Below are 18493 nucleotides of genomic sequence, written 5' to 3'. Positions count from 1 at the left end.
ATTCGGCGACCACCGAGATCTACACTATCCTCTTCGTCGGCAGCGTCAGATGTGTTTAACGGCGGCCCAGCAGGGCGCGGCCGTCGCCGAGCACGGGGGAGTAGTGCCCGAACTGGTGTCCCGCATACGCCTGGGCCACCGGCCGGGCGGCCGCCGGGTCCTGGCCCGGGCCGAGCGCCGGGCGCTCGCCGGTCAGCAGGCGCAGCCCCTCCTGACTGCGCAGCCACGCCGGGTCCAGGCCGAGTTCGGCGGCCAGCTGCTCATCCAGGAACACGTCGCTCGGGCAGATCGGCTCCGCCGCCTGCCAGGGCACGGCGAGCTCCGGGAAGGCGTCGGCGAACACCGAGGCGAGGTGCGGGGCGGAGGCGGGACGATGGTCCTCGGGAGGGGTGGAGCCGGAGGCGGGGCGGGAAGTGGAGTCCATCGTCCCAGCGTACGGAGCGGGCCGCCCCGGACGGCAGGTGCCGGGTCCTGCGGACAGGGGCCCAGCCTCCCGGGCTCTGGCCGTCCTGGGCGAGGCCACGGCAGACGGTGCCGCGCTCGCCGTCAGTGCTCTGCGGCTCGGCAGCTCCGGCTCAGTACGAGGCGCGGGCCGCCGGCTCAGTAGGAGGCGCGCTCGCCGTCCGCGCCACCCTCGCCGGCCCCGCCGTCGCCGGTCCCACCCTCGACGGCCGGGCACCAGGTGTCCGCGAGCGCCTCGGCGCCGCGGGCCAGGATCGCCACGTCCGCGCCCACGTTCACGTAGTCGGCGCCGGCGGCCGCGTAGGCCTCCGCCTGGGCCTTCACGAAGGCGTTGACGCCCACGATCTTGCCGGCGGCCTTCACCGCCCCGATGGTCTGCTCCACGGCGGCCACGACGTCCGGGTGGGACTGCTGGCCCAGCAGGCCCATGGAGGCCGAGAGGTCCGAGGGGCCGATGAAGACGCCGTCCACACCGTCGGTCGCGGCGATCTCGGCGGCGTTCTCCACGCCCGTGGCGGTCTCGATCTGGACCATGACGCCCACCTGGCAGTCCCCGTCCTTGAGGTAGCCGCCGATCCGGTTCCAGCGGCCCGAACGGGCCAGGGCCGAGCCCACGCCGCGGATGCCGGGGCGCTCGCCGGCGGCACCCGGGTAGCGGGCCGCGGCCACGGCGGCGGCGGCCATCTCGGCGTCGTCCACCATCGGCACGATCAGCGTCTGCGCGCCCAGGTCCAGGAACTGCTTGATCGCCACCGGGTCCAGGGCGGGCACACGCACCATGGTGGGCACGCGGTAGCCGGCGATCGTGCGCAGCTGGGCGAGGATGTCCGCCAGCGTCAGCGGGGCGTGCTCGGCGTCGATCAGCAGGTAGTCCATCCCGGCGCCGGCGCAGATCTCCGCGGTGGTGGCGTCGCCGGAGCACAGGAACATGCCGGCGGCCGGGCGGCCTCCGCGCGCGGCCACGGCCTCGGCGGTGAACAGGTCGCGGAACAGGGGCTGGGCGTTGTCGATCACGGGCATCTCACAGGCTCCTGGGGTGTCAGCGGGCGGTGGGGCGGGAGGAGGCGGGCCGTTCCCGGGGCGACGGCCGTGCCCCAGGCGAGGGGCCGTCGTCGGGAAGCGCGGGGCTCAGGCGAAGCGGCAGGTGATGGTGCCCAGCGGGCCGTAGTCGGCGTACACGGTGTCGCCCTCGTAGACCCACATCGGGCGCGTGAAGGAGCCTGCCAGGACGATCTCGCCGGCCTCGAGCGCGTCGCCGTGCTCGGCGATGCGGTTGGCGAGCCAGTGCACGCCGTTGGCCGGGTGGTTCAGCACGCCCGCGGCCACGCCGGTCTCGATGATCTCCTGGTTGCGGGACAGGACGCCGGCGACCCAGCGCAGGTCCACCTCGTCCACCGTCACCGGGCGGCCGCCGAGCACCATGGAGCCCAGGGCGGCGTTGTCCGAGATGGTGTCCGTGATGGTGCGGCCGGCCATCTCGATGCGCGAGTCCAGCACCTCCAGCGCCGGGACCACGTACTCGGTGGCGCGCAGCACGTCGATCAGGTTCAGGCCCGGGCCGCGCAGCTCATCCTTGAGCACGAAGGCCAGTTCCATCTCGATGCGCGGGTGGGTGTACTTCTTCCACTCGTAGACGTGGCCGGACTCGAAGACCTGGTCGTCGAAGATCACGCCGTAGTCCGGCTCGTCGATGCCTGTGGCGTCCTGCATGGCCTTGGAGGTCAGGCCGATCTTGTGGCCCACCTTGCGGCGGCCGGCCTGAACCTGGCGCTCGGCCCAGATGCGCTGGACGGCGTAGGAGTCCTCGATCTCCATCTCCGGGTAGCGGGCGGTCAACAGGGGGACCGGTGTGCGGTCGATGCCGGCCTGGTGCAGCTCGTCGGCGATCTTCACGTGCGTCTCGTGGTTCAGCATGGCGCTCCTTGCGTCGGCGAGGGTACAGGGGCTCTGGGCAGAATCGTATATGTTCGCCGGCGTCACGTTCGTGACGTGCTTCACATCCGCTGGCATGCTGTGGGCAAGACCCACGACGACGGCCGCCTCGCCGGGCTCTTCGCAGCTCCGGTGGGACAGGCCGTCGCCCGAGCCGGAGGAGGCCCCGCCGTGACCGCTGCCGAGACCGCTGCCGAGACGACCGCGGCCGAGAGGGGCGCGGCGAACGATGGGGCGGCGGCCCCGGTGCCGCTGCGCCCGCTGGAGGGTGTCACGGTCCTGTCTCTGGCCCCGAACCTGCCCGGCCCGTGGGCGGCCTGGCGGCTGCGGCAGTGGGGTGCCCACGTGATCAAGGTGGAGAGCCCGGGCGGGGACATGATGTCCCGCATGTCCACGCTGATCTACGAGCGCTTCTCTGCAGAAGTGGAGATCGTAGAGGTCAACCTGAAGAACAAGACGGGGCGGGCACAGCTGGCGAAACTGGCCGACCAGGCCGAGATCCTCGTGACCTCCATGCGCCCCTCGGCGGCCGAGCGGCTCGGCCTGCCCGAGCTTGCGGACCGTATGTCCCTGGCGTGGGTGGAGGTCGTCGGCTCGGAGGAGGACCCGGAGGATCCGGGCCATGACCTGACCTACCAGGCCGCGAACGGGACGATCGCGGCGGGCGGTCCGGAGGCGCCGCGGCTGCCGGCCGTGCTGCTGGCGGACGTCATGGGCGGCGAGCGGGCCGCCGGCCAGGCGCTCGCCGCGCTGCTGCAGCGCCGGGCGAACGTGGCCGGCGGGCATGGCGGCGCCGTCCGCGTGAAGGTCTCCCTCGAACAGGCCGTGCGGGACGCCGCCGTCACCACCGACCTGACGCACGCCGAGGCGATCCTCGGTGGGACCCTGCCCGAGTACGGGATCTACCGCTGCGCCGACGGGTACGTGGCCCTGGCCGCGCTCGAGCCGCACTTCCGCGAGCGCATGGAGACGTTGCTGGGTACGAGCGCTGAGGAGCTGGCCGCGGTGTTCGCCGAGCAGCCGGCAGAGCACTGGGTGACCTTCGCCAAGGAGCATGACCTCCCGATCGTGCCGGTGACGTGAGTTCAGGCCCCCGCGCCGAGCCAGAGGGTTTGTGGTTCGCCGGGCCAGAGGGTTCGGCTGGTTCGCGGGGTGGCGAAGTGTGCGTTTCTTCTGGTTCGCCGAGCCAGAGGGTTCGGCTGGTTCGCGGGGTGGTGAAGTGTGCGTTTCTTCTGGTTCGGCGCAGGGGCGGGGCGCCGGGAGGCGGGCACGGACAGACGGCGACGGCGGCCGCCTGAGGTGGGCGACCGCCGTCGTGGTTCAGCTCAGAGGCCGGGGCCTCGAAGGGGGAGGGTCAGAGCTGGTTGCCCAGCTTGTACTCGCCCTTCTTCCAGTCCGGCATCTCCTTCTCGTCCTCGGCGCGGGTGTAGGAGAAGCCGTCGGCGCCGATGGTCACGGCCATCTCGGAGTCGTCGGTGCGGGCCACGACCTCCTTGACGTTGCCGTCGAGGTCCAGCACGAGCGAGGCGTCGGTGTACCAGGACGGCACGACCGGGGTGCCCCACCAGTCGCGGCGCTGGTTGTCGTGCACGTCCCAGGTGACGACCGGGTTGTCCGGGTCGCCGGTGTAGTAGTCCTGGGTGTAGATCTCCACGCGGTGGCCGTCGGGGTCGCGCAGGTAGAGGTAGAACGCGTTGGAGACGCCGTGGCGGCCCGGGCCGCGCTCGATCGCGTCGGACATGCGCAGCGAGCCGAGCTTGTCGCAGATTGCCAGGATGTTGTGCTTCTCGTGGGTGGCGAAGGCGACGTGGTGCATGCGCGGGCCGTCGCCGCCGGTCATGGCGGTGTCGTGCACGGTGGGCTTGCGGCGCATCCAGGCGGCGTAGACGGTGCCCTTGTCGTCCTGGATGTCCTCGGTGACGCGGAAGCCCAGGTCCTGCATGTAGCGGGCGGCGCGGGGCACGTCCGGGGTGACCTGGTTGAAGTGGTCCAGGCGGACCAGGGCGCCCGGGGAGTAGAGGTCGTAGCGCCAGGCCAGGCGCTCCACGTGCTCCACCTCGTGGAAGAACTCGTACGGGAAGCCCAGCGGATCCTCGACGCGCACCGAGTCGCCGATGCCCTTGACGAAGCCGTCCTTCCTGCGCTCGACGCGACAGCCGAGCTCCTCGTAGAAGGCGACGGCCCTGTCCAGGTCCTCCGGGGTGCGCACGCGGTAGGAGAACGCGGCCACGGCGGCCGTCTCGCCCTTGCGGAGCACCAGGTTGTGGTGGATGAACTCCTCCATGGAGCGCAGGTAGACGGTGTTCTCGTCCTCCTCGGTCACCACCAGGTCCAGGACGTCTACGTAGAACTGGCGGGAGGCGGCCAGGTCGGTCACCACGAGCTCCATGTAGGCGCAGCGCAGCACGTCCGGAGCCGGGGACGTCGGGGTGGGAATCGGATTCTCGGTCTTCACCGGGCCCTCCTGGCCCACGTAGAAGCCGGACGAGGTCTTGGTGCGGCCCTCGAGGTTGCTCATGCTCACTCCTGACTCTGGGGTGTGGTGCCGACGGCGACGTCGGTGCGGAGGGTGTGCGCTGGGGCACGTTCCTTCTGACCAAGATCGTATATGATCCTGCGCCGCGGAGGAAGGGGTGAGGGGAGAGGGGCTGCCGAGGGCGAGGTGGGCACAGTTCCCCGCCAACGCGACCGGATTCCGGGGATCTTCGCCCTCAACTCCGGGGAGGACGGGAGGAGGGCGGCTGCACGGCACCGGTGAACATCCCGGCCTTCGCCGGCGGTGGGCCCAACGGTTCGCGCGCGGTGGAGGCACGGAACCACAGCATCGTCCCGGCCATGACCGGCAGTCCGGTGCCGCCGAACAGTCCGCAGATCACAAGCACGGTGCCCTGCGGGACGTCTGCGGTGCCCAGGAGGAACCACCCGCCGATCAGCCCGCCCAGGAACGTGACAAGGAACAGCGGCACCCCCACCAGCAGCCCTGGCAGGAGCCTGCCGGGCTGAGCGGTCATGCGGAGCATGAACAGGGCGCTGGCGGTGGGCCAGCCGAGCATGCCGAGGGCGTGGAGCATGAACACGCTCCACGCGGTCGGGTCCGTGTCCAGCAGGGCGACCGTCGACCCGGGCTCGTGCAGCTCCGCTCCGATCCGGGAGAGCGGCCCCACCACCAGCGCCAGGGAGACGAGCCCGATCGTCTGGGTCAGCAGGAGCAGGCGAAGGAAGCGGGGGCTCTGCGGGATGTAGTCGTCCGAGGCGCCGGTGGCCCGGTGGTAGAGCGGGTAGAAGCCCTGCATCATCGTCCACGCGTAGAGGGCGTAGGCCGGCTCGACGGGGCTGCCGCTGCGGTTGGTGACGGCGCTGAGGCCGCACAGCAGCATCACGACCGCCACGGCCCCGTAGTTCAGCGCCCACAGCAGCGTGCTCTTCGCCGCCGCCCGCACCCAGGAGAACTTTCCCGGTGGGGCGAACTCCGGATTGCGCGTCGGAACAGCCATGATCCCCTCCCCGTCGGTCCTGTCTGGGCCCATCCTGCGGGGCGAGGCCATGGAGGGCAAGGGCAGGGGCAGGGGTCACGTGGAGGCAGGGGACGCAGTCACGTGGAGTCGGGTGCCCACCACGCGTCGCGCACCGCCGGCAGCCCCGCAGCGTGCAGGTCGGCAAGCAGGGCGTCGTACTCCCGGGTCAGCGAATCGCGCAGGGTGCTCGGCCAGGACTCCGGTGGCCGTCCTTCGCCGCCATGCGTGTAGTCGAACGCATCCCCCATGTGGTCGTCCCAGGCCTCGATCCTCGCCTGCAGCTCGGCGGGGACGTCGGCGGACATCAGCGCCGCGGGGGTCGGGGCGTCATCGACCGTGTCCGGCAGATCGATGAAGTTCTCGGCGCCATGGAGGTACGTGAAGCGCACCCGGCCGGGTGGGTGGTTGTGCATGTGCCCCATCATCCCCAGCGTGGCCGCGGAAGGACAAGGCCGGGACTCGACCCTTTCCCGAACGAAAGCGCGCCGGGACCCGACCGTTTCCCGAACGAAAACGCGGCGGGGCGGGATGACGACGACGGCACTCACCTCCGTGAGGTGAGTGCCGTCGTCGGGGGATCACCGTGTCCGCGGTTCCCGCCCCCTCGCCGTCCCCTCGCCGAACCAGAAGGACTGGTCACTTCAGACAGGCCTGAAGCAGCCGAAGTCTCTGGCTCGACGCCAAAGAGGCGTCTCTGGCTCGGCGCCAAGGGGAAGCCTCTGGCTCGGCGCCGAAACGAGGAGGCCCGGGTCAGCCGGTCACTTGCCCTGCTTGCCGAACACCGGGTTGTGGACCTCGCCGAGGTTGATGTGCACGGCCTGCTGATCGGTGTAGAAGTCGATCGAGCGGTAGCCGCCCTCGTGGCCGAGGCCGGAGGCCTTCACGCCGCCGAACGGGGTGCGCAGGTCCCGCACGTTGTTGGAGTTCAGCCACACCATGCCGGCCTCCACGCTCTGCGCGAAGTTGTGGGCGCGCTTGAGGTCGTTGGTCCAGATGTACGCGGCCAGGCCGTACTTGGTGTTGTTGGCCAGCTGCAGGGCCTCCTCCTCCGTGTCGAAGGGGGTGATGGCCACCACCGGGCCGAAGATCTCCTCCTGGAAGATCCGGGCGTCCGGGGCCACGTCCACGAACACGGTCGGCTGCACGAAGTTGCCCTCGTCGAAGCCCTCCGGGCGTCCGCCGCCGGCCACCAGGCGGGCCTCGGACTTGCCGATCTCCACGTAGGACATGACCTTCTCGAAGTGCTCCGGGTGCACGATCGCGCCGACCTCGGTGGTCTCGTCGTTCGGCAGGCCGACCTTCACGTTCTTCGCCTGGGCGGCGTAGCGCTCCACGAACTCGTCGTAGATGGAGCGCTGGACCAGGATGCGCGAGCCGGCGGTGCAGCGCTCGCCGTTCAGGGAGAACACGCCGAAGATGGTCGCGTCGATCGCGGTCTCCAGGTCCGCGTCCTCGAAGACCACGGCCGGGGACTTGCCGCCGAGCTCCATGGACAGGCCCTTCAGGTGCGGGGCGGCGTTGGCGAAGATGATCTGGCCGGTGCGGGACTCGCCGGTGAAGGAGATCAGCGGCACGTCCGGGTGCTTGACCAGCGGGTCGCCGGCGTAGCCCTCCTCGCCGAAGCCGTTCACCATGTTGAACACGCCCTTCGGCAGGCCCGCCTCCTCGAAGATGCCCGCCCACAGGGAGGCCGAGAGCGGGGTGAACTCGGCCGGCTTGAGCACCACGGAGTTGCCGGTGGCGATGGCCGGGGCCAGCTTCCAGGACTCCAGCATGAACGGGGTGTTCCACGGGGTGATCAGGCCGGCCACGCCGATCGGCTTGCGGTTGACGTAGTTCGCCTGGCGGCCGGGCACCTTGAAGGCGTCGTCGTGCTGGGCCACGATCAGGTCCGCGAAGAAGCGGAAGTTCTCGGCGGCGCGGGCGGCCTGGCCCTTCGCCTGCTTGATCGGCAGGCCGGTGTCGAAGCACTCCATGGCGGCCAGCTGCTCGCCACGGGTCTCCATGATGTCCGCGATCCGGTGCAGCACGCGCGAGCGCTGGCGCGGCAGGGCCTGGGACCACTCGCCGGACTCGAAGGCCTTCTTCGCGGCGGCCACGGCGCGGTCGATGTCCGCGGCCTTGCCGGAGGCGGCCTTCAGGTACGGCTCGTTGGTCACCGGGTCGAGCACGTCGAAGGTGTCGCCGTCGAGCGAGTCCACGAACTCGCCGTCGATGTAGTGGCGCAGGACGTCCGGCAGGCCCTCGGGCTTGCGGGCCTCGATGCTGGTCTTCTCGGTCATGGTGTCTCCTTCGCTTCGGTGCTTCGGGTGCTTCGGGTGGGTCGGAAGGGTCGGATGGGTCGGATGGGTCGGAAGGGGCGGATGCTCTTCTCGGCTCCTGGAGCCGGCCTCGGCGCCGTCTGCCGCCGGGCGGTCACGTGGACTGCGCGGCGCTGTGCTCCAGGTAGGCGTGCAGGGTGTTCAGACGGTGGGCGCGGGCCGCGGCCTCGATCCGCTCGAAGGGCGCCCCGTCCTCGATCAGGCGCAGCAGCTGCTCGTGCTCGTCCACGGAGGCGTCCGCCCGGCCGGGGACGTACGCGAACGTGGAGGAGCGCAGCGCGGCCAGGCGGTTCCAGCCGCGGTGCACCAGGTCGTGCACGTGCTCGTTCTGGCGGTGCTCGAACAGGATCGAGTGGAAACGGCGGTTGAGCTCGGTGAACGCCACCGGGTCCCACGCCTGCTCCGAGGCGGTCATCGCGCGCATGGCCGCGTTCACCTCACGGGCCGACGCGATGTCCTCGGCGGTCACGTGCGGGGCGCACTGGGCGGTGGAGAAGCCCTCCACCAGCGCCAGCGTCTCCATGGTGTGGCGGTACTCCACCGGGTCGATGCCCACCACGGTGGCGCCCACGTTCCGCTCGTAGGCCACCAGGTTCTCGGACTGCAGGCGGCGGATCGCCTCCCGCACGGGCACCACGGACATCTGAAGCTCCGCGGCGATCTGGGACAGCACCAGCCGGTCGCCCGGCTCGTGGCGCTGGTCCCGGATCCCCTCGAGGATCGCCTGGTAGGCGCGGTCCGCCTTCGAGGCGCCGGTCCCGACGGCGGCCTGTCCCGTCCCGTCCGACCCTCGCCTCGGCGCGGCCTCGCCGCGGGGCATGTCCGTGCCGCCCATGCTCAGGCGTCGCCCTCCGGAACCGGGGCGTCCGGCAGGGTCTTGCGGTACTCGGCGAACGCGGCCTTCCACTGGGCGTTCGGCGGGAACAGGCCGTCCACCGGGTGGCCGTCCTTGACCTGCTCGAAGACCCAGGCGTCCTGCAGCTCCTGCTCGTAGGCGTCGTGGACGACCTCCTCGAGCAGCGCCGGCGGGACGACCACCACACCGTCGTCGTCTCCGATGATGATGTCGCCGGGCTGCACGGTGGTGCCGCCGCAGGCGATGGTGCCGCCGACCTCCCACGGGATGTGGCGACGGCCCAGCACGGCCGGGTGCGTCGCGCCGGCGTACACCTGGATGCCGACCTCGGCCACGGCGGCGGAGTCGCGCACGCCGCCGTCGGTGATCACCGCGTTGGCGCCGTTGACCTGGGCGCGAAGGGCCAGGACGTCCCCGAGGGTGCCGGTGCCGTGCTCGCCGCGGGCCTCCATGACCACCACGTCGTCCGGCTGCACCGAGTCGATGGCCCGCTTCTGTGCGTTGAAGCCGCCGCCGAACTCCTTGGCCAGGTCCTCGCGCTTGGGGACGTAGCGCAGGGTCTTCGCGTAGCCGAGGACGCGCCGGCCTCGGTGGACCGGGCGCGGGCCGTCGATGGTCGCGTTCTGGATGCCGCGCTTCTGCAGCTGGGCCGTGATGGTGGCGACCGCGGTGGCGTTGATCGTGGCGCGCAGCTGAGGGGTCAGCAGGGAGCGGTCCGGCTGCGGGGCGTTCGGCACCCAGTGGCCGTTCTCGTCCACCGCGGACGACGACGGCGCCGCGGCCTGCGCTGCCGGGCCGGCGTCCTCAGTGCTGGACGGCACGGGGCCGGCGGCCTCCGTGTCCACCGGCGGCAGCCCTGCGGCCTGGCGGGACCCCCAGGCCTCCTCGCGCTGGGTGTCGTCCACCTTCGGGCCGTGGCCGAAGGGTGCCATCGGGCGGTCGGAGGCCACGACCTCGGTCACCAGGCGGCCGGTGGTCGGGGCGTCCGGGGCGGTGGGAGCGTCCACCTCGACCTCGACGACGTCGCCCGGCTGGGCCACGGACGAGCCGGCCGGGGTGCCGGTGAGGATGACGTCGCCCTCCTCGAGGGTCATCAGCTGGGACAGGTCGGCCACGAGCTGGCCGAACGGGAAGACGAGGTCCTCGGTGGTGTCGTCCTGGACGATCTCGCCGTTGACCCAGGTGCGCACGCGCAGCGCCTTCGGGTCCAGGCCCTCGGCGGAGATCACGGCCGGGCCGAGCGGCGTGTAGCCGTCGCCGGACTTGTTCTTCACGTTGGAGCCCTTGTCCGCGTGGCGCAGGTCGTACAGGCCCCAGTCGTTGGCGGCGGTGATGCCGGCGACGTGGCTCCAGCCGTCCTCCGGTGAGACGCGGCGGGCCGGGGTGCCGATGATCAGCGCGATCTCGCCCTCGTAGGCGAGCAGCTCGGTGTCAGCGGGGCGCTCGATGGTGTCGCCCGAGCGGGCGATCGAGGTGCCGGCCTTGATGAAGTAGCCGGGGAACTGGGGGGAGCGGCCGCGCTGGGCGATGCGCGAGGGATAGTTCAGGTGCAGCGCGAGGACCTTGCCCGGGCGGTTCTCGCGGCGGGTGAAGTCGTGCTCCGTGACAGTCGGCGTGGCGGTGTTCTGGCCTGTGCTCTGCGTCATGGCTCGGATCATATACGATCCGCCCGTACCGGGGAAGGGGTGTTCGCCGTCGCCGGAAGGGGGTCGGCCGGCGGGGCACGGCAGGGGCGGTCGGGCACCGGAGGCGAGGGCCGTCGTCGGGCATCAGCATAACGACGACGGCCGCCTCCCCACGCAGGGAGGCGGCCGTCGGCCGGTGGCCGCCCGAAGGGGCCTGCCGAAGGGGTCAGCGGGTGCGCGCGACCGCCTCGTTGACCACGGGCGCCAGGCGCTTCACGCCCTCCACCAGCTTCTCGGCCTCCACGAAGGAGAACGCCAGGCGCAGGGTGGAGTGGGTGCCCTCGACCGGGGTGAACGCGGCACCCGGCACGAAGACGGCGCCGGCCTTGATGCCCTCGGTCATCAGCTCGAGGGTGTCCGCGCCCTCCGGCAGCGAGCCCCAGAGGAAGAAGCCGCCCTGCGGACGGATGAACTCCACTGCGGGGTCCCAGTGCTCCTTCACCGCGTCCCACAGCGCCTCGGCGCGCTCCTTGTAGAGGCCGGAGACCTCGCGGACGTGGCCCTGCCAGTCGAAGTGGTCCACGAACGCGGTGGACAGCATCTGGCCGTGGGTGGAGGCGTGGATGAACGCGGACTCCGCGGACAGGTAGAACTCGCGCTTCAGGGCGGCGGGAACGAGGGCCCAGCCGATGCGCACACCGGGGGAGAAGATCTTGGACATGGTGCCCAGGTAGACCACCTGGTCGCGGTGCTTCGCGGCGATCGGGGCCAGTGGCCGGCCGTCGAAGGCGATCTGGCCGTACGGGTTGTCCTCCACGATGAGCACCCCGTGCTTGGCGCAGATCCGGGCGATCTCGTCGCGGCGGTCCTCCGGCAGCAGGGCGCCGGACGGGTTGGCGAAGGACGGGATGGTGTAGAGGAAGGCCACGCGGCGGCCCTCGGCCTCCATCAGCTCGAGGGTGGCGTCGAGCTCGGCCGGGATGAGGCCGTGTTCGTCCGTGCCGGCGGCCACGGCGTCCAGCTCCCACGTGTTGAAGCTGGTCAGGGCGCCCACGAAGGTGGGGTCCTCCACCACGACGACGTCGCCCGGGTTGGCGAAGGCGCGGCAGGCGGTGTCGATGGCGGCCTGGGAGCCGGGGGTGATGACGACGAGCTCGGGATCGGCGTCCGGGATGCCGTCGCCGGCCATCACGGTGCACGCCGCCTGGCGCATCGGCTCCAGGCCCTGGCCGGGACCGTACTGGAGCGACTCGGTCCCGTGCCGCGAGACGAGCTCGCCGGCCGTCTTGCCGAGCTCGTCCAGGGGCAGGCCCGAAAGCCACGGGTTGCCGCCGGCGAGGGAGACGAGATTGGGGTCCATGGCGATGTCGAAGACATCACGGACCGCGGACTGCTTCACGCCGAGGGCGCGCTGGGAGAGGAAGTCACGACTCTGGGACACGGCACAGAAGGCTAACAGCCGACGCATGCGCGCGCGATGCCCCTGTTCCCTTTCCGCTGTGACAGCCGGCGTATGCGCGCGCGATGCTCAGGGGCCGTTGGGCGGGACGACCGGATGGGTCTGAACACCGTACGAGGGGGAGGCTCCCGGCAGGCTCGGCTGGCCCTCGCCGGGGGCACTCTCGCTGGGCGTCCCCTCGCTGGGGGCCGTCCACCCGGGGGCGCTCTCGCTGGGGGCACCCCCGCCGGGAGCACCCCCGCCGGGGGCACTCTCGCTGGAAGCACCCTCGCCGGGGGCGGGCGTCTCGGACGGCTCCTCCGGTTCCGGGGGAGCGGTGTACTCGTCGCCCGGCTCGTAGGGGAGCAGGCCGAGCACGTCGGCGATGTCCTCGCCGTCCACGGTCACGCGGACCTCGCCCGCGTCCGTGTTCGCGGCGGCGGTGGCCTCCAGCTGGGCGCGGACGCGCTCGGCGTCGCAGGCGTCCTCCACGGTCACGGTGCCGGCGAACTCGAACACCTCGGTGTCGCCGTCGCGGTGGTGGCCGGTGTAGGTGAGGGTCTTCGCGGAGGCGGCCACGGCGTTGGTCAGCGCCGGGTCCCCGTGGGTGCCGGTGGTGTCCTGCAGCAGGAAGTCCATGGCCATGTCCGCAGGGTCCTCGGCCTTGGTCGGCGCGGTCTGCACGGCCACCAGCAGGTCTTGGTCCTGGCAGCCGACGCGCACACCGGAGGTGCCCGGCGGGGCGGACCACACGGGCGCCACGAGATGGACGGTCAGCGGCTGGTAGCCGTCCCGGTCCACCTGGGGGATGCCGGTCTGCTCTCCGGCGCTCGGAGAGCCGCTGCCATCTCCGGTCGGTTCCTCGTCCGCGGGGGTGCATCCGGCCAGGGCCGCCGTGCCGAGGGCCAGGGAGCCGGCCCAAGCGAGCGCGCGGGCGGCGGGGCGGCGGCCGGTGCGGTGCATGGGCGCTTACTCCTGGCGGGATGTGACGGCGGACGTGCGGGACGGAAGGGGGACGAAGGCGGGCGCGTGCGTGGCGGAGGTGCGGGGCCGTCGTCGTGGGCCCATGCTACCGCCGCCACCGCCGTCCGGCAGGCGAGCACGGACCTCGGGGCCGTGTCCGGCGCGGGCCCGAGCCAGTAGGCTGACGGGCATGCCTCTGCGCAATCGACGTGCCGCCGCCTTGCCCGCCAAGCTCAGCCGCTCCTGGCTGCTGGTCAACGCCGCCAAACCGGAGGACTTCGCTCCGGGACTGGCCTCCGAGGCCGACTCCGTGATCTTCGACCTCGAGGCCGCCGTGCCGGAGGAGCACAAGGAGCAGGCCCGCGCGAACGTGGTGGACGCCCTCTCCAGCGGCATGACCGCGTGGGTGCGCATCTCCGCGACGACCACGGACCACTGGGCGGAGGACCTCGAGGCCCTCAAGGACCTGGAAGGTGTGCGCGGGGTGATCCTGGCCGAGACGGAGGAGCCGGAGCAGGTCACCTTCACCGCCATGCGCCTGCGCGCGGGCACCCCGGTGATCGCCCTGCTCGAGTCCGCCCTCGGCGTGGAGAACGCCACGGCCGTGGCGAGGGCGCCGGGCACCTTCCGCCTGGCCTTCGGCACCAACGACTTCCGCAAGGACGTGGGCGTCGGCGACGACCCGATCGCCATGGCCTACGCCCGCTCCCGCCTGGTCATCGCCTCGCGCGTGGGCGGCCTGCCCGGCGCGATCGACGGGCCGCCCGGCAACACCGACGGCGAGGACGCCGTGGCCGAGACCTCAGGCCTGACCAACACGATGGGCATGACCGGCCGCCTGGTGCTCTCCCGCGACCAGGTGGACTGGGTCAACAAGGCGCTCTCCCCGTCCGAGGACGAGGTCAAGTGGGCCCACGACCTGCTGGACCAGCACGCCGCCGGCGCGGCCGTGGGCGACGGCTCCTACCTGCCGCGCCTGCTGCGCGCCCGGAAGATCGCCGACCTGGCCGACTCCTACGGCCTCTGGAACGCCTGACCCCAGGCGCTTTCGTTCGGGAAACGGTCGAGTCCCCGGACGCTTTCGTTCGGGAGACCGTCGAGTTCCCGGGCGTTTTCGTTCGGGAGACCGTCGAGTTTCGGCGCCCGCACCCCTTTCACCCACGACGGCGGCCGCCCACCTCCGCGAGGTGGGCGGCCGCCGTCGTGGGCCGGCCTCTGCTCAGTCGGTGACGCGCAAGACGTCGTGGACCGGGCGGAGCGTGTCCTGGGACAGGCCGAGGGGCTCGGCGAGGGCATCGAACACGGACTGGTGCTGCAGGGTGCCGTCGACGGTGGACAGGCCCGCGGCGAAGCCCGGGTCCGAGGCGAGTGCTGCCTGCCAGCCCTTCGCGGCGAGCTTCTTCACGTAGGGGAGCGTGGCATTGGTCAGGGCCGCGGTGGAGGTCTGCGGCACCGCGCCGGGCATGTTGGCCACGCAGTACATGACCTTGTCCCCCTGGAGGAACGTCGGGTCGGTGTGGGTGGTGGGCCTTGAGCCGGCGAAGCAGCCGCCCTGGTCGATCGCGATGTCCACGAGCACCGAGCCGGGGCGCATGGACTCGATCATCTGCTCGGTGACCAGCTTCGGGGCGGCGGCGCCCGGGATGAGCACGGAGCCCACCACCAGGTCTGCATCGGTGATCTGCTCGGCGAGGGTGTGGTGGTTCGAGGCGAGGGTGCGGAAGCGGCCCTGGTGCACCAGCTCCAGCTGGGCGAGGCGCTCGAGGTTCACGTCCAGCACGGTGACGTCCGCGCCCATGCCGGCGGCCACCATGGCCGCGTTCTCGCCGGCCACGCCGCCGCCGACCACCACGACCTTCGCACGGCGGGTGCCGGGGACGCCGGGCAGGAGCACGCCGGAGCCGCCCTGGGCCTGCAGCAGGTGGTGGGCGCCCTCGATGGGCGCCAGACGGCCGGCGACCTGGGACATCGGGGCCAGCAGGGGCAGGGTGGTGCCGGCGGCACCGCGGCGGGTGACCATCTCATAGGCGATGGACGTGGTGCCCGCCTCCAGCAGGGCCTTGGCGGTGTCCGGGCAGGCGGCCAGGTGGAGGTAGGTGAACACCACCTGCTCCCGGCGCATGCGCTTCAGCTCCGGGCCCACCGGCTCCTTCACCTTCAGCACCAGGTCCGCGCGCTCCCACACCTCGTCCGCGGTCTCCACGAGCTCCGCGCCGGCGTCCGCATAGGCGTCGTCCGTGACGGATGAGCCGACGCCGGCCCCGGCCTCCACGACCACCGTGTGGCCGTCCCGGACCAGCTCGGTCACTCCGGCGGCGGTGAGCGCAACGCGGCGCTCGTTGTCCTTGATCTCTGCAGGCACTCCGATCAGCATGCGGACAGAGTAGGGCGGAGCGGGCCGGAAAGGACAGCATCCACGGATCGGCGCGCCGTGTGCGCGGGGACGGTCGGACGGTCCTGTATGACGCGCGGACGTGCCCGCCGGCCGGAGCCCGCCCGGCGGTGGCGGCGCGCGCCGTCACGCGGTGGCACGATGGTCTCTTGGCGCGGGCCCGACGCGAGGCCCGTGAGACATCGGCGGCAGCAGGGCGAAGACGCCCTCCCGCCCGAGCAGATCGGAGAAGCATCCGCATGAGCCAGAACACCACCTCCTTCTCGCCCTCCACCGCCGGCTCTGCCGACGACGGCGCCCGCGGCACCGGCACCACCCGGGTCAAGCGCGGTCTGGCGGACACGCTCAAGGGCGGCGTGATCATGGACGTGGTCACCCCGGAGCAGGCGCGGATCGCCGAGGACGCCGGCGCCGTGGCCGTCATGGCGCTCGAGCGCGTCCCGGCGGACATCCGCGCGCAGGGCGGGGTGGCTCGCATGTCCGATCCGGACCTCATCGACGGGATCGTGGACGCCGTGTCCATCCCCGTGATGGCGAAGGCGCGGATCGGCCACTTCGTGGAGGCACAGGTGCTGCAGGCCCTCAAGGTGGACTTCATCGACGAGTCCGAGGTGCTCTCCCCGGCGGACTACGTGAACCACATCGACAAGTGGGACTTCGACGTCCCGTTCGTCTGCGGCGCCACCAACCTGGGCGAGGCGCTGCGCCGGATCACCGAGGGCGCGGCCATGATCCGCTCCAAGGGCGAGGCGGGCACCGGCGACGTCTCCGAGGCCGTCAAGCACATCCGCACCATCCGCAAGGAGATCGCCCAGCTGAAGGGGCTGGCGGAGGACGAGCTGTACGTGGCGGCGAAAGAGCTGCAGGCCCCCTATGAGCTGGTGCGCGAGGTGGCCGAGACCGGCACCCTGCCGGTGGTCTTGTTCACCGCCGGCGGCGTGGCCACCCCGGCGGACGCCGCCCTGATGATGCAGATGGGCGCGGACGGCGTGTTCGTGGGCTCCGGCATCTTCAAGTCCGGCAACCCGGCCGAGCGTGCCGCGGCGATCGTGAAGGCCACCGCCCAGTTCGACGACCCGCACGCCATCGCCGAGGTCTCCCGAGGCCTGGGCGAGGCCATGGTGGGCATCAACGTGGCGGACCTGCCCGCCCCGCACCGCCTGGCCGAGCGGGGCTGGTGAGCCGAGGCCTGCGCGTGCGTTCGCGCGCTGCCTTCGCGTGCGTTCGCGCGGCGCGGGGGCCGGTGTTCCGCAGCTGAGGAACACCGACCCCCGCGTGAGGCCGGAACGCCGGGTCAGGCGGCGTCGGCGAAGGACCCTGCGCGCCGGCGTGCGGCGGCGGACAGGAACCGCTCGTAGGCCGGGAGGGTGAGGAAGTCCGGGAACTCCTCGGCCAGCGCGACCTCGGTGAAGATCTCCCGGGCGTCGTCGAACCGATCGCCCTCAGAGCGCTCGATCCGGCCGAACTCCTCCTCGGTGAGCTGCTCCACCCACTCCCGGGTCACCGTGCGTTCGCCGCCGTCGGCCAGCCGCGCGGAGGACCCGGCATGGATCCACTGCCAGATCTGGGAGCGGGAGATCTCGGCGGTGGCCGCGTCCTCCATCAGGTTGTGGATGGCGGCGGCGCCGTTGCCCCGCAGCCAGGACTCCACGTAGCGGATGCCGACCTCGATGTTCATGCGCAGCCCCTGCTCCGTGATGGACCCGGTGGTGGCCTTGACGTCCACCAGCGCGGCGGCGTCCGGCACCACGTCGTCCCGCTTGCGGGAACGGATCTGGTTCTGGGCGTCCTTCAGGACGTCGTCGAACACCTCCATGGCCACGGGCACCAGGTCCGGGTGGGCCACCCACGAGCCGTCGAAGCCGTCTTCGGCCTCCCGGGTCTTGTCCGCGCGCACCTTGTCCAGCGCGGCGGCGTTGGCCTCCGGGTCCCTGCGGTTGGGGATCTGGGCGGCCATGCCGCCGATGGCGGAAGCGCCGCGCCGGTGGCAGGTGTGCACCAGCAGCTCGGTGTAGGCGCGCATCATCGGCTGGGTCATGGTGACCTCGGACCGGTCCGGGAGGACGAAGTCCTCGCCCCGCTCGCGGAAGGTCTTGATGATGCTGAAGATGTAGTCCCAGCGGCCGGCGTTGAGCCCGGCGGCGTGGTTGCGCAGCTGGTAGAGGATCTCGTCCATCTCGAACGCCGCGGTGATCGTCTCGATCAGCACCGTCGCGCGGATGGTGCCCTGCGGGATCTCCAGGAGGTCCTGGGCCCGGACGAACACGCAGTTCCACCACCGCGCCTCCAGGTGCGACTCCGTCTTCGGCAGGTAGAAGTAGGGGCCGCGGCCGCGGCGCAGCAGCTCCCGCGCATTGTGGAAGAAGTACAGCGCGAAGTCCGCCAGGGCTCCGGAGACGGGGGCGCCGTCCACCAGGATGCGGTCCTCCATCAGGTGCAGGCCGCGGGGCCGGACGATGATGGTGGGGCGGTCCACGAGCTGGACGCCGCCCAGCTTGTACTCCTTGCCCTCGGCCGTGGTCAGGGAGATGGTCCGGCGGATGGCGTCGTGCAGGTTGACCTGTCCGGCGATCACGTTCTCCCAGGAGGGGGTGGAGGAGTCCTCGAAGTCGGCGAGCCAGCACTTCGCCCCGGAGTTCATCGCGTTGATGGTCATCTTGCGGTCCACCGGACCGGTGATCTCCACCCGGCGGTCGCGCAGGCCGGGTGCCAGGGGTGCGACTCTCCAGGAGGCGTCCTCACGCACAGTCCGGGTGGCGGGACGGAAGTCGAGGGGCTCGCCCTCGGCGATGGCGCGCCGGCGCTCCGTGCGCAGCTCCATGAGCTCCTGGCGCCGCGGCTCCATGGCGCGGTGGAGGGTGGCGAGGAACTCCAGCGCGTCACGGGTCAGGACGCGGTCCTGGCCGGGCACGGGGGCGCCGAGCACGCGCACGCCGTTGACGGTGGTGTCGGAGTGGGTGGTCTGCAAGGTCATCATGAGGGGATCCCT

16 protein-coding genes are annotated in these 18493 nt (G+C 71.7%); 3 read left to right on the top strand and 13 right to left on the bottom strand.

Translation table 11 applies throughout. From position 1 onward, the window contains the following. Positions 1-55: 55 nt before the first annotated feature. From FM125_RS09840 to FM125_RS09830, 3 genes are all read right to left on the bottom strand, one after another. Complete coding sequence (locus FM125_RS09840) at positions 56-424, bottom strand: protein adenylyltransferase SelO family protein (protein ID WP_087134476.1); 369 nt, start codon at positions 422-424, stop codon at positions 56-58. Between the two features lie 176 nt (positions 425-600). Then, positions 601-1482, bottom strand: coding sequence for an HpcH/HpaI aldolase family protein (locus FM125_RS09835; RefSeq protein ID WP_087134475.1), 882 nt, complete (start codon positions 1480-1482; stop codon positions 601-603). A gap of 108 nt (positions 1483-1590) precedes the next feature. Beyond that, a complete protein-coding gene (locus FM125_RS09830) occupies positions 1591-2376 on the bottom strand; it encodes an FAA hydrolase family protein (RefSeq protein ID WP_087134474.1) in 786 nt (261 codons plus the stop codon). Between the two features lie 75 nt (positions 2377-2451). Between FM125_RS09830 and FM125_RS09825 the strand changes: the two genes are divergently transcribed. Next, positions 2452-3477: a CoA transferase gene (locus FM125_RS09825; protein WP_083315133.1), complete on the top strand. Its 1026-nt coding sequence runs from the start codon at positions 2452-2454 to the stop codon at positions 3475-3477. A gap of 271 nt (positions 3478-3748) precedes the next feature. Here FM125_RS09825 and hpaD read toward each other — a convergent pair whose 3' ends face one another. The 8 genes from hpaD to FM125_RS09785 form a co-directional block, all read right to left on the bottom strand. Then, complete coding sequence (hpaD, locus tag FM125_RS09820; protein WP_087134473.1) at positions 3749-4912, bottom strand: 3,4-dihydroxyphenylacetate 2,3-dioxygenase; 1164 nt, start codon at positions 4910-4912, stop codon at positions 3749-3751. Positions 4913-5105: 193 nt separating this feature from the next. Continuing rightward, positions 5106-5888: a hypothetical protein gene (locus FM125_RS09815; RefSeq protein ID WP_067189576.1), complete on the bottom strand. Its 783-nt coding sequence runs from the start codon at positions 5886-5888 to the stop codon at positions 5106-5108. Between the two features lie 98 nt (positions 5889-5986). Further along, positions 5987-6322, bottom strand: a complete 336-nt coding sequence (locus FM125_RS09810) for a hypothetical protein (RefSeq protein WP_067189574.1) — start codon at positions 6320-6322, stop codon at positions 5987-5989. Positions 6323-6667: 345 nt separating this feature from the next. Next, positions 6668-8191 (bottom strand): 5-carboxymethyl-2-hydroxymuconate semialdehyde dehydrogenase, encoded by a 1524-nt coding sequence (gene hpaE / locus FM125_RS09805; protein ID WP_067189572.1) that lies wholly within the window; start codon positions 8189-8191, stop codon positions 6668-6670. 133 nt (positions 8192-8324) lie between these two features. Next, positions 8325-9050 (bottom strand): GntR family transcriptional regulator, encoded by a 726-nt coding sequence (locus FM125_RS09800; RefSeq protein ID WP_087134479.1) that lies wholly within the window; start codon positions 9048-9050, stop codon positions 8325-8327. Positions 9051-9067: 17 nt separating this feature from the next. Then, positions 9068-10732, bottom strand: coding sequence for a fumarylacetoacetate hydrolase family protein (locus FM125_RS09795; protein WP_087134471.1), 1665 nt, complete (start codon positions 10730-10732; stop codon positions 9068-9070). Positions 10733-10937: 205 nt separating this feature from the next. Further along, positions 10938-12152: an aminotransferase-like domain-containing protein gene (locus tag FM125_RS09790; RefSeq protein ID WP_087134478.1), complete on the bottom strand. Its 1215-nt coding sequence runs from the start codon at positions 12150-12152 to the stop codon at positions 10938-10940. An 87-nt stretch (positions 12153-12239) separates the two neighbouring features. After that, entirely contained in the window at positions 12240-13112 is an 873-nt protein-coding gene (locus tag FM125_RS09785; RefSeq protein WP_070637195.1) for a ubiquitin family protein, read from the bottom strand. Positions 13113-13302: 190 nt separating this feature from the next. On the opposite strand from FM125_RS09785, the gene FM125_RS09780 reads away from it, so the two are divergent. After that, positions 13303-14148, top strand: a complete 846-nt coding sequence (locus FM125_RS09780; RefSeq protein ID WP_067189565.1) for an HpcH/HpaI aldolase/citrate lyase family protein — start codon at positions 13303-13305, stop codon at positions 14146-14148. Between the two features lie 183 nt (positions 14149-14331). Here the strand turns inward: FM125_RS09780 and ald are convergent, their stop codons facing one another. Next, positions 14332-15486: an alanine dehydrogenase gene (gene ald, locus FM125_RS09775; protein WP_067189563.1), complete on the bottom strand. Its 1155-nt coding sequence runs from the start codon at positions 15484-15486 to the stop codon at positions 14332-14334. Positions 15487-15743: 257 nt separating this feature from the next. Here ald and pdxS point away from each other — a divergent pair, with 257 nt between their 5' ends. Beyond that, positions 15744-16685: a pyridoxal 5'-phosphate synthase lyase subunit PdxS gene (gene pdxS / locus FM125_RS09770; protein WP_087134470.1), complete on the top strand. Its 942-nt coding sequence runs from the start codon at positions 15744-15746 to the stop codon at positions 16683-16685. 113 nt (positions 16686-16798) lie between these two features. Here the strand turns inward: pdxS and aceB are convergent, their stop codons facing one another. Beyond that, positions 16799-18478, bottom strand: coding sequence for a malate synthase A (aceB, locus tag FM125_RS09765; protein WP_067189586.1), 1680 nt, complete (start codon positions 18476-18478; stop codon positions 16799-16801). Positions 18479-18493 lie beyond the last annotated feature (15 nt).

Origin of the sequence: Micrococcus lylae, from assembly GCF_900163825.1 — a bacterium.
Lineage (GTDB): Bacteria > Actinomycetota > Actinomycetes > Actinomycetales > Micrococcaceae > Micrococcus > Micrococcus lylae.
Note: the sequence above shows the minus strand (reverse complement) of the source record. Positions and strands in the feature narration are given on the sequence as shown.

What these genes read in the sequence shown, in the direction of transcription:
- FM125_RS09840 (WP_087134476.1), bottom strand. Translation starts at nt 424, where the DNA reads ATGGACTCCACTTCCCGCCCCGCCTCCGGCTCCACCCCTCCCGAGGAC.
- FM125_RS09835 (WP_087134475.1), bottom strand. Translation starts at nt 1,482, where the DNA reads ATGCCCGTGATCGACAACGCCCAGCCCCTGTTCCGCGACCTGTTCACC.
- FM125_RS09830 (WP_087134474.1), bottom strand. Translation starts at nt 2,376, where the DNA reads ATGCTGAACCACGAGACGCACGTGAAGATCGCCGACGAGCTGCACCAG.
- hpaD (WP_087134473.1), bottom strand. Translation starts at nt 4,912, where the DNA reads ATGAGCAACCTCGAGGGCCGCACCAAGACCTCGTCCGGCTTCTACGTG.
- FM125_RS09815 (WP_067189576.1), bottom strand. Translation starts at nt 5,888, where the DNA reads ATGGCTGTTCCGACGCGCAATCCGGAGTTCGCCCCACCGGGAAAGTTC.
- FM125_RS09810 (WP_067189574.1), bottom strand. Translation starts at nt 6,322, where the DNA reads ATGCACAACCACCCACCCGGCCGGGTGCGCTTCACGTACCTCCATGGC.
- hpaE (WP_067189572.1), bottom strand. Translation starts at nt 8,191, where the DNA reads ATGACCGAGAAGACCAGCATCGAGGCCCGCAAGCCCGAGGGCCTGCCG.
- FM125_RS09800 (WP_087134479.1), bottom strand. Translation starts at nt 9,050, where the DNA reads ATGCCCCGCGGCGAGGCCGCGCCGAGGCGAGGGTCGGACGGGACGGGA.
- FM125_RS09795 (WP_087134471.1), bottom strand. Translation starts at nt 10,732, where the DNA reads ATGACGCAGAGCACAGGCCAGAACACCGCCACGCCGACTGTCACGGAG.
- FM125_RS09785 (WP_070637195.1), bottom strand. Translation starts at nt 13,112, where the DNA reads ATGCACCGCACCGGCCGCCGCCCCGCCGCCCGCGCGCTCGCTTGGGCC.
- FM125_RS09780 (WP_067189565.1), top strand. Translation starts at nt 13,303, where the DNA reads ATGCCTCTGCGCAATCGACGTGCCGCCGCCTTGCCCGCCAAGCTCAGC.
- ald (WP_067189563.1), bottom strand. Translation starts at nt 15,486, where the DNA reads ATGCTGATCGGAGTGCCTGCAGAGATCAAGGACAACGAGCGCCGCGTT.
- pdxS (WP_087134470.1), top strand. Translation starts at nt 15,744, where the DNA reads ATGAGCCAGAACACCACCTCCTTCTCGCCCTCCACCGCCGGCTCTGCC.
- aceB (WP_067189586.1), bottom strand. Translation starts at nt 18,478, where the DNA reads ATGACCTTGCAGACCACCCACTCCGACACCACCGTCAACGGCGTGCGC.